The following is a 9398-nucleotide window of genomic DNA, read 5'->3' as shown; positions in this document are numbered from 1 at the left end:
GTCTCGCGAACCAGCTCGATGGCCCGCCCCAGGGTCGCCAGCCTGTCGTTCATCGTGTCCCCCGCGGGATACAGCCGAACCGTGTCGACCCCGGCGTCGCGCCAGACCGCGAGCCGTGCCCGGATCATCTCCTCGGTTCCGATCAGCGTGGTGGCCAGCACCATCTCGTCGGTCACCACCCCGGCGGCGCCGTCGCGGTCGCCCCGCTGCCAGCGCTCCCGGACCTCGGCCGCGGCCTCGGCCCAGCCTTGCCGGCTGTACGCCTGGTTGTAGAAGTTCGTGCTCGACGACCCCATGCCGCCGAGGCTGAACGCGAGCTCCTTCTTGCGGCCCGCGACCATGCCGCGCAGCTCGTCCTCGTCGGCGGCGAAGGCGACCTCGGCGCCCTGGCAGATGTCGATGTCGGAGCGGGCGCGACCGGCGGCCGCCAGTCCCTCGTCGAGGTGGGAGAAGAACGCGTCGCCCGCGCCCTCCGGAACGAAGCTGGTGCCCAGCCAGCCGTCGGCGATGCGCCCGGTCAACCGCAGCATGGCCGGTGACAGCGCCGCGAGGTAGATCGGAATGGTGTGTTCGGCCCGGGTCGACAATCGCATGGGCACGGCCTCGCCGCCGGCTCGGGGAATCTGAAATTCCTTGCCGGAGTGCGAGATTTTGCCACCCGCGAACACCTGCCGCACAATGTCGACCGTCTCGGCCATCCGGGCCAGCGGCCGGCCGAACGAGACGCCGTGCAAGCCCTCGATGACTTGCGGGCCCGACGCCCCCAGCCCGAGCAGGAACCGCCCGCCCGACAGGTTCGACAACGTGATCGCGGTCTGGGCGACCAGGACGGGCGATCGGGTGCCGACTTGCAGGACGCCGGAACCGAGCAGCATCTTCCCGGTCCGCGCCGCGATGAAGCCGAGCGCCGAGGGCGCGTCGGCGCCCCACGCCTCGGCGACCCAGCACACGTCGAGACCCAGCTTCTCCGCCTCGACCACAAACTCGGCGACTCCGCTTGCGGCGCTGGATAATTCGACCGTCGTCGCGGTGCGCATCAGCGCACTCCGCGTTCGGCCAGCCTCTTGATCGCGGCGAGCGTCTTGCCGATCGCGGCCTCGAACTCCCGCATCCGCACGAATACAATCTTTTCTTCTTTGTCGGGCATCGAGTCGATGGCCACCGACAGCCCCGAGCGTCCCGGTCCCATCTGCATCCAGAAGCTCAGCAGGGTGCCGCCGTCGCGGGGCGTCAGGCGGAACCGCCAGGTCGCGGAGGGGTGGTCGGGTTCGCCGACCGCCCAGGCGAATTCGCGCGGCGCATCGCAGGCGACGATCTGCGAGGTGCTGGTCCACTGACCGAACGCGTCATGCTCGTTGTGTCCGACGAACCGGGCACCGACGCGGGGCCGGTCCGAGCCATCGGCCCATTGCACCGCCTTCAGCTCATTGCTGAATGTCGGCATCAGCTCGATGTCGGAGACCAGATCCCAGACCCGCTCGGGGCGGGCGTCGATCCACGCCGACACCTCCACCGTCGGGGTATCCGCGTAGCGCGCGCCGGTCCATTCCACGCACCTCATTGTCCCCCCGAACGGTCCCGAGGCAATGCCTCGGGACCGAAGCGGGACTCATACGTTATGCGGCGACCGGAACCCGATCGGCGGGCCGGTTGCCACCGGGTTTCGGCAGCAAGGAGTCCGGGAAGGTCAGCTTGACGATCTTGCGCACGACCGTGCCGAACTGGCGCATCAGCGGCCCGCGGTTGTAGGGGATGCCGTAGCGCTGGCAGATCTCCTGCACCTCGGGCGCGATGTCGGCGTACCGGCGCGCCGGCATGTCCGGGAACAGGTGGTGCTCGATCTGGTGCGACAGGTTGCCGGACAGCAGGTGAAAGAGCTTGCCCCCGGTCAGGTTTGCCGATCCCAGCACCTGGCGGAAGTACCACATGCCGCGGGATTCGTCCTTGGTCTCCTCGACGGTGAATTCCTGGGTGCCGTCCGGGAAGTGCCCGCAGAAGATGATCATGTACGACCACACGTTGCGCATCAGGTTGGCGGAGAGGTTCCCCGCGAAGACGAACGGCGCGAACGGCCCGGCCAGCAGCGGGAAGGCGACGTAGTCCTTGAGCGTCTGGCGCCGGGTCTTCTTCCAGATGTCCCGCAGCACCTCACGCTTGTCGCGCAGCCGGATCTCGCCCGAGCGGATGCGCTCGGTTTCCAGTTCGTGCAGCGCGACGCCGTACTGGAACAGCACCATCAGCAGGAACGCGTAGACCGGGTTGCCCAGATAGTAGGGGTGCCAGCGCTGGTCTTCGCTCATCCGCAGGATGCCGTAGCCGATGTCGCGGTCCATCCCCACGATGTTGGTGTGGGTGTGGTGCATGTAGTTGTGCGAGTGCCGCCATTGATCGGCGGGGCAGGCCGTATCCCACTCGAACGTGCGACCCGAGATCGCCGGGTCGCGCATCCAGTCGTACTGACCGTGCATGATGTTGTGCCCGATCTCCATGTTGTCCAGGATTTTCGACACGCCCAGCAGCACGGTGCCCAGCGGCCACGCCGGCGGCAGGAACAACAGAGCGCGCCCGCCGACCTCCAGCGCACGCTGGGTCTTGATGACGCGGCGGATGTAGTCGGCGTCCTCTTCGCCCAGGTCCGCCATCACGCGCTCCTTGATGGCGTCGAGTTCGCGGCCGAACGCCTCGGCCTGCTCGGGTGTCAGGGTGATCGTGTTGTGTGTCATGGCTTCTCCTTTCAAGTCCATTGATTTTCGAAAAGCTAGAGCGACAGGCCGACGTCGCCCACTGGGACGGACACGCAGATCTGCACGTCCTCGTCGGGCTGGGTCGACACCGCGCCGGTGACCAGGTTGCGCACGGTTCCGGCGGTCTTTCGCCGCGTGCAGGTGTGGCAGATGCCCATCCGGCAACCGTTCTGCGGCGTGAGCCCGGCCGACTCGGCCTGCTCCAGCAGCGATCGGCCATCGTCAACGACGTCGATGCCGCTGTCCGCGAACGTTATTCGCCCGCCCGACGGATTCGCCGGTACATCGAAGACCGGCGGCACGAAGCTTTCGGTGGACACGTTGTCGCAGTGTTCCCGCACGGCCTCGACCAAAGTCGTCGGCCCGCAGACGAACACGGCGTCCGGGTTGGGCATCGCGGCGGCCAGGTGCTCCGGCCCGAAGCGTCCGACGAGCTCGCCGGCGTCCGAGCGGGTATAGCCGTGCAGGACGCGGACGCCGGGCCGATCGTTATGGGCGGCGAGTTCCTCGCGGTAGCACGCCTCGGCGGGGGTGCGGGCGTAGTGCACAAACGCGACCTCGCCCCAATGGCCCTCGGCGATCAGCGTGCGCAGCATCGCCATCACCGGGGTGACGCCGCTTCCGCCGGAGACGAACAGGATGCGCCGCGGGCGCGCCGCGGGCAACACGAAGTCGCCGCCGATCCCGGCCAGGCCGACCACCATGCCACGGCGGGCCCGCTCGTACAGATAGCTCGACACCAGCCCGCCGTCGTGGTGCCCGATCGTCAGCTCGAGGGTCGCGCTGCCTTCGGCGCCGGCCGGTGAGTAGCAGCGGGTGTGCCGGCGACCGTCGATGTCGACGGTGAGGTTGACGTACTGGCCGGCCTTCAGGGTGTGCGCGGACAGGAAGGCGTCGTTGGGGGCGAGCGTGAGGGTGACGCTGCGCGGCGCTGCGCGGCGCACGTCGATGACCTTCGCGCGGGCCTCGCCGAGCGTCCAGGTCGGCGCCACCAGCTCGGTGTAGCGGTCTACACCGTGCGGCCCGGTGAGGAGGTTTAACAGGTCTGAGCCCAGGACGCGCTTGCGCAGGGATTGCGCGAGGTTCCGGGTCGAAGTCTGAGTGAACATATGTACACCGTGCGTCCGCGCCCCGCAGGTAGTCAAGGGTTTAGTGCCGGTTTGTGGTAGGGTTCACATAGTGAACAGCCGTACTCCTAGCTCACGTCCGCATCGGTCGGGCCGAGAGCGCTCGCGCGAGAACCCGTCGCGCGAGGAGCGCAAGGAGGCCACGCGCCGCGCCATCATCGCCGCGGCCCTCAAGCTGCTGCAGGACCGCAGCTTTTCCAGCCTGAGCCTGCGCGAGGTGACCCGGGAGGTCGGGATCGTGCCCGCGGCCTTCTACCGTCACTTCGAGTCGATGGAGGCCCTCGGGCTGGTGCTGATCGACGAATCGTTTCGCACCCTGCGCGACACGTTGCGGGGGGCGCGGACCGGCCGGCTCGACCCGAACAGGGTGATCGAGTCGTCGGTCGAGACCGTCATCGCCAGCATCACCGATCGCCGCGAGCACTGGCGGTTCATCTATCGGGAGCGCTCGGGCGGAGTCACCGTGCTGCGCTACGCCATCCGCACCGAGCTGCGGCTGATCACCTCCGAACTGGCCACCGACCTGGCCCGCTTCAACAGGCTCAACGAGTGGAGCACCGAGGACCTCAACGTTCTGGCGACCCTGTTCGTGAACTCGATGATCGTCATCGCCGAGGCGATCGAGGACGCCCAGACCACCGAGGCCCTGGAAGACATTCGACGGCTCGCCGTCAAACAGCTGCGGATGATCACCATCGGCATAGCCGGCTGGCGAAGCGCTCCGTAGGTTACTTCGTCGCCGGAGTGAACAACCGAGCACTGATTTCGGTCTACTCGTCGACGACCTCGTAGAGCGAATCGCCGTCTTCGGGTGCGCCGTCGACCTGGCCGCGGTGGGCGCGCCGGGGTCCGTCGTCGGTCGCGTCGAGCGTCTGACCGGATACATCCGGCTCCTCCTCGGACAGCCGGTCGTCGAGGGATTCGCCCTGCCGCTCCTCGCGCGCCGTCATCCCGAACCGGTCGGCTTCGCTCCAGCCCTCGGGTGGGTCGACGACATCCCAAGTCGGCGTCGTCGCTTGCGCAGCTCATCGGAGTCGGTGCTTTCGCTGGGGTTGAGGGTGTCGCCCGGGCCGCCTTCCGCCGGGAAGTCGCCGTTGTCGTTAGCCATGCAGATCGGTTGCCCCGGGCCCCGGCGATTAAACTTTCCCAATTCCCCATGTGACTCGCCCCTTTGCCGCATACGCTGCGATCTTCGGGCAACTTCACAGAGCGAGAGAGTCTCGGCACATGTTCTTCCGCGCATCTCCCGTCGCGGCCGCCATCTTGGCCGCCGGGTCGCTGATCGGCGGGGTCGGGTTGGCGCCGACGGCGCAGGCGGACGTCGCCGACGACTCCTTCCTCCAGGCCCTCGATGGCAACGGCATCCCGTACGGCACCGTCGACAACGCGATGTTCGTGGCCAGGGCCTACGTTTGCGACCAGTTCACCGCCAACCCGGGCGAACCGATGAACGACGTCGTTGCCGGCGTGGCCGGTTATACCAACTGGTCGAACTCCGACAGCGCGTTCTTCACCGCGTCGGCCATCACCGCATATTGCCCGCAGTACCAATACATGGCCAGTGGGCCGACCAACGTGCCGATTTCTTAGGGACCTACCGCGGGTCCCGCCACATCGCCCACAGCGTCGGGCCGCCGTCGGGCAACGTGATCTCTCGGGTGACGGTGAACCCGAAACGTTCGTAATACGGGACGTTTTCGGGCTTGCTCGACTCGAGATACGCCGGGCAATATTCGGCATCGCAGCGATCCAGCCGCGACCGCATCAGGGCCTGGCCGAAGCCCTGGCCGCGGACCGCCGGATCGCTCCCGAGCACGGCCAGATACCAGTGCGGTTCTTCGGGGTGTTCGGTCTTCATGAATTCCTGCACCGTGCGCGCCCGCGCCGAATGCAGGCCGAACACCCGGATGAAGTTCGGCATCATCGCCAGCTCTTCCCGGCGTGAATGCCGCCACCGATTCGGCGGATCCCAAAGCGCCGCGGCACCGATGCCCGGCCCGTCGCAGGCCACCTCCACGCCGCCGCCGGCCAGATGGTGGCGGCGCGTCATCGTTGCGAACAGCCGGATCAGCTGTGCTGGCCGCGCGTCGTCGTCGGGCAGCATCCACGTGGTGACCGGATCGTCGTAGAACGCCCGGGCCAGGGTGCGTGACAGCTCGCGAATGTCGGCTTTGCGCGCCGGACGCGCCTGCGGGGCCACCCACGCCACGTTAGTGGGTGTGACGCGCCCCGTGAGGGGTATGCCGATCCGGTGACCGGCATCTCGCGGCGAAAGCTCGGGCGGATGGCGGCCGGTGCGGGCGTGCTCGGCGCGGTCGCGCTACCGCAGGGCTGCGACAAGCCGCGGGCCGACCACAACAAACCGACCGGTCCGCCGCCGGCGGCGGGTAAGGGCGTGGGGGTCGTGCTCTCGCACGAGCAGTTCCGCACCGACCAGCTGGTCGCGCAGGCCCAGGCGGCCGAGCAAGCCGGCTTTCAGTACGTGTGGGCCAGCGATCACATCCAGCCGTGGCAGGACGACGAGGGCCATTCGATGTTCCCATGGCTGACCCTGGCCCTGGTCGGCAATGCCACCAGCCGCATCTCGTTCGGCAGCGGGGTGACCTGCCCGACCTATCGCTATCACCCCGCCACCGTGGCCCAAGCGTTCGCCTCGTTGGCGATCCTCAATCCGGGCCGGGTGTTTCTCGGATTGGGCACCGGCGAACGGCTCAACGAACAGGCGACCACAAATGCGTTCGGCAACTACGCCGAGCGCCACGACCGACTCATCGAGGCGATCGGACTGATCCGCCAACTCTGGAGCGGTTCGCGAATCTCGTTCCCCGGCCGGTACTTTCAGACCAACGCATTGAAGCTCTACGACACGCCCGCTACGCCGCCACCGATTTTCGTCGCCGCCGGCGGGCCCAGGAGCGCACGGCTGGCCGGTCAGTACGGCGACGGCTGGATCACCCAGGCTCGCGACGTGAGCGACGCGAAGCTGCTCGCCGCATTCAGCGCGGGGGCGCAGGCCGCCGGGCGGGACGCCGCAGCATTGGGGAAGCGCGCCGAACTTTTCGCGGTCGTCGGCAGCAACGACGTGGCCGCCCGCGCAGCCACCCTCTGGCGCTTTACCGCCGGCGCTGTCGACCAGCCCAATCCCGTCGACATCCAACGCGCCGCGGAGTCCAATCCCATCGACAAGGTGCTGGCGAACTGGGCGGTCGGCACCGATCCCGCCGCCCACGTCAACGCCGTGCAAAAGGTTCTCGACGCCGGGGCGATCCCCTTCCTGCACTTCCCCCAGGACGACCCCGTGACCGCGATCAACTTCTACGGCGGCAACGTCTTGCCCAAGCTGCGCTGAACCGGCCCGGGTAAGTTCGGGCGACGGCGGGTACCCGAGGGGTTGCGGACAAGCCGCAACCGCACACCATGGACCCTTCACACACAGCCTCCAACCACGAGCTGGCCGTGCGTATGGCCGAGCTCGCTCGTGAGATCTTCGCCCCCCGCGCGCTCGAGCAGGTGCTCGCCGATGTGACCGCCACGGCGGTGCAGCTCGTACCGGGAGCCGACGTCGCGGGCGTGCTGCTCGTGAAACAGGGCGGCGACTTCGAGTCGCTCGCCGACACCGCCGACGTGGCCGGACAGCTCGACAAGCTGCAACACGATTTCGGCGAAGGGCCCTGCGCCGACGCCGCTCTCAAGCAAACGGTGGTGCGGACCGATGACCTCCGCAACGAGCCGCGCTGGCCGCGATACGCCCCGGCGGCGGTGCGGCTGGGCGTGCTCAGCAGCCTCTCGTTCAAGCTGTACACCGCCGACCGCACAGCCGGCGCGCTGAACTTGTTCAGCTACCAGGCCGGCGCCTGGGATACCGAGGCCGAAACCATCGGGTCGGTGTTCGCCGCGCACGCAGCCGCGGCGATCATGGCCGGGCGCCACGGTGAGCAGATGGAATCGGCGCTGTCGAGCCGAGACCGCATCGGCCAGGCCAAGGGCATCATCATGGAACGTTATGGCGTGGACGAAGTTCGGGCCTTCGAGATGCTGCGAGCGCTGTCGCAGGAGAGCCAGGCGAAGCTCGTCGACATCGCCCGGCGCGTCATCGAGACCCGCGGCGACACCTGACCCCCCGCCGCGGCGATCTAGGATGGGGTGGCTTATCAACGAGTCCGGTGCGGCGCTGCGCCGGGGAACGGTTGGCCACGGTGTGGGACTTCGAAACTGACCCGGAATACCAGGCAAAGCTGGACTGGGTCGAAAAGTTCATGGTCGACGAGCTGGAACCGCTCGATCTGGTCGCGCTCGACCCGTATGACAAGAAGAACGCCGAGATGATGGCGATCCTGCGGCCGCTGCAGCAGCAGGTGAAGGACCAGGGACTGTGGGCGGCGCATCTGCGGCCCGAGCTCGGCGGTCAGGGCTTCGGTCAGGTCAAGCTCGCGCTGCTCAACGAGATCCTCGGGCGGTCCCGCTGGGCACCCTCGGTCTTCGGCTGCCAGGCGCCCGACTCGGGCAACGCCGAGATTCTCGCGCTGTTCGGCACCGACGAACAGAAGGCCCGCTACCTGCAGCCGCTGCTGGATGGCGAGATCACCTCGTGCTATTCGATGACCGAACCGCAGGGCGGTTCGGATCCCGGGATGTTCGTGACGGGCGCGACCCGCGATGGTGACGACTGGGTCATCAACGGCGAGAAATGGTTTTCCAGCAACGCCCGGCACGCGTCGTTCTTCATCGTCATGGCGGTCACCAAACCCGACGCCCGCACGTACGACAAGATGTCGCTGTTCATCGTTCCGGGCGAGACACCGGGCATCGAGATCATCCGCAATGTCGGGGTCGGAGGCGAGTCGGGCAAGCACGGCTCGCACGGCTACGTCCGGTACAACGACGTGCGGGTGCCGGCCGATCACGTGCTGGGCGGCGAGGGTCAGGCGTTCATGATCGCGCAGACCCGACTCGGCGGCGGCCGCATCCACCATGCGATGCGCACGATCGCGTTGGCGCGCAAGGCATTCGACATGATGTGCGAGAGGGCGGTGTCGCGCAAGACCCGACACGGCCATCTGTCGGACTTCCAGATGACCCAGGAGAAGATCGCCGACAGCTGGATCCAGATCGAGCAGTTCCGGCTCCTGGTGCTGCGGACGGCGTGGCTGATCGACAAGCACCACGACTACCAGAAGGTGCGCCGCGACATCGCGGCGGTGAAGGTGGCCATGCCGCAGGTGCTGCACGACGTCGCGCAACGGGCCATGCACCTGCACGGCGCGCTCGGCGTGTCCGACGAGATGCCGTTCGTCAAGATGATGGTGGCGGCGGAGTCGCTGGGCATCGCCGACGGCGCCACCGAGCTGCACAAGATGACGGTGGCCCGACGGACGCTGCGCGAATACCAGCCGGTGACAACGCCGTTCCCGTCCGCGCACATACCGACGCGGCGAGCCGAGGCCGAGGCCAGACTGGCCGAGCGCCTGGAACACTCGATCGCCGAGTTCTAGCCGAGCAGACGCAGAATCGCACTCGCCAGGCGAAT

10 protein-coding genes and 1 pseudogene are annotated in these 9398 nt (G+C 67.8%); 5 read left to right on the top strand and 6 right to left on the bottom strand.

All coding sequences use genetic code 11. From position 1 onward, the window contains the following. The 4 genes from AC5Y2S_RS27685 to AC5Y2S_RS27670 form a co-directional block, all read right to left on the bottom strand. Positions 1 to 1037: LLM class flavin-dependent oxidoreductase (locus tag AC5Y2S_RS27685; RefSeq protein WP_499959716.1), on the bottom strand; the 1037-nt coding region annotated here is incomplete at its 3' end. Beyond that, entirely contained in the window at positions 1037 to 1561 is a 525-nt protein-coding gene (locus tag AC5Y2S_RS27680) for an SRPBCC family protein (protein ID WP_499959715.1), read from the bottom strand. The genes AC5Y2S_RS27685 and AC5Y2S_RS27680, both read right to left, overlap by 1 nt. Positions 1562 to 1616: 55 nt before the next feature. Beyond that, positions 1617 to 2723: a fatty acid desaturase family protein gene (locus AC5Y2S_RS27675; protein WP_499959713.1), complete on the bottom strand. Its 1107-nt coding sequence runs from the start codon at positions 2721 to 2723 to the stop codon at positions 1617 to 1619. A gap of 35 nt (positions 2724 to 2758) precedes the next feature. Further along, positions 2759 to 3853, bottom strand: coding sequence for a ferredoxin reductase (locus AC5Y2S_RS27670; RefSeq protein ID WP_499959712.1), 1095 nt, complete (start codon positions 3851 to 3853; stop codon positions 2759 to 2761). Between the two features lie 70 nt (positions 3854 to 3923). Between AC5Y2S_RS27670 and AC5Y2S_RS27665 the strand changes: the two genes are divergently transcribed. After that, positions 3924 to 4598: a TetR family transcriptional regulator gene (locus AC5Y2S_RS27665; RefSeq protein ID WP_499959710.1), complete on the top strand. Its 675-nt coding sequence runs from the start codon at positions 3924 to 3926 to the stop codon at positions 4596 to 4598. A 43-nt stretch (positions 4599 to 4641) separates the two neighbouring features. Here AC5Y2S_RS27665 and AC5Y2S_RS27660 read toward each other — a convergent pair. Further along, positions 4642 to 4979: pseudogene (locus AC5Y2S_RS27660) on the bottom strand (hypothetical protein). A 119-nt stretch (positions 4980 to 5098) separates the two neighbouring features. Between AC5Y2S_RS27660 and AC5Y2S_RS27655 the strand changes: the two are divergent. Beyond that, the gene (locus tag AC5Y2S_RS27655) at positions 5099 to 5461 is read left to right on the top strand and encodes a DUF732 domain-containing protein (RefSeq protein ID WP_499959709.1); all 363 of its coding nucleotides are present in this window, start codon (positions 5099 to 5101) and stop codon (positions 5459 to 5461) included. A 4-nt stretch (positions 5462 to 5465) separates the two neighbouring features. On the opposite strand, the gene AC5Y2S_RS27650 is transcribed toward AC5Y2S_RS27655, so the two are convergent. Continuing rightward, on the bottom strand, positions 5466 to 6071 hold the full coding sequence (locus tag AC5Y2S_RS27650) for a GNAT family N-acetyltransferase (protein ID WP_499959708.1): 606 nt from the start codon (positions 6069 to 6071) through the stop codon (positions 5466 to 5468). A gap of 51 nt (positions 6072 to 6122) precedes the next feature. Between AC5Y2S_RS27650 and AC5Y2S_RS27645 the strand changes: the two genes are divergently transcribed. The 3 genes from AC5Y2S_RS27645 to AC5Y2S_RS27635 all read left to right on the top strand — a co-directional run bounded on the left by AC5Y2S_RS27645 (position 6123) and on the right by AC5Y2S_RS27635 (position 9363). Beyond that, positions 6123 to 7220 carry a F420-dependent hydroxymycolic acid dehydrogenase gene (locus tag AC5Y2S_RS27645; RefSeq protein WP_499959707.1) on the top strand — a complete coding sequence of 366 codons (1098 nt, stop codon included), beginning with the start codon at positions 6123 to 6125 and terminating at the stop codon, positions 7218 to 7220. A gap of 68 nt (positions 7221 to 7288) precedes the next feature. After that, on the top strand, positions 7289 to 7987 hold the full coding sequence (locus AC5Y2S_RS27640; protein ID WP_499959706.1) for a GAF and ANTAR domain-containing protein: 699 nt from the start codon (positions 7289 to 7291) through the stop codon (positions 7985 to 7987). Between the two features lie 80 nt (positions 7988 to 8067). Then, positions 8068 to 9363 carry an acyl-CoA dehydrogenase family protein gene (locus tag AC5Y2S_RS27635; RefSeq protein ID WP_499903262.1) on the top strand — a complete coding sequence of 432 codons (1296 nt, stop codon included), beginning with the start codon at positions 8068 to 8070 and terminating at the stop codon, positions 9361 to 9363. Positions 9364 to 9398 lie beyond the last annotated feature (35 nt).

It is taken from the genome of Mycobacterium sp. NGS69 (assembly GCF_059812165.1).
The sequence above is the reverse complement of the archived record's forward strand: the minus strand, read 5'-3'. Positions and strand labels throughout refer to the sequence as shown.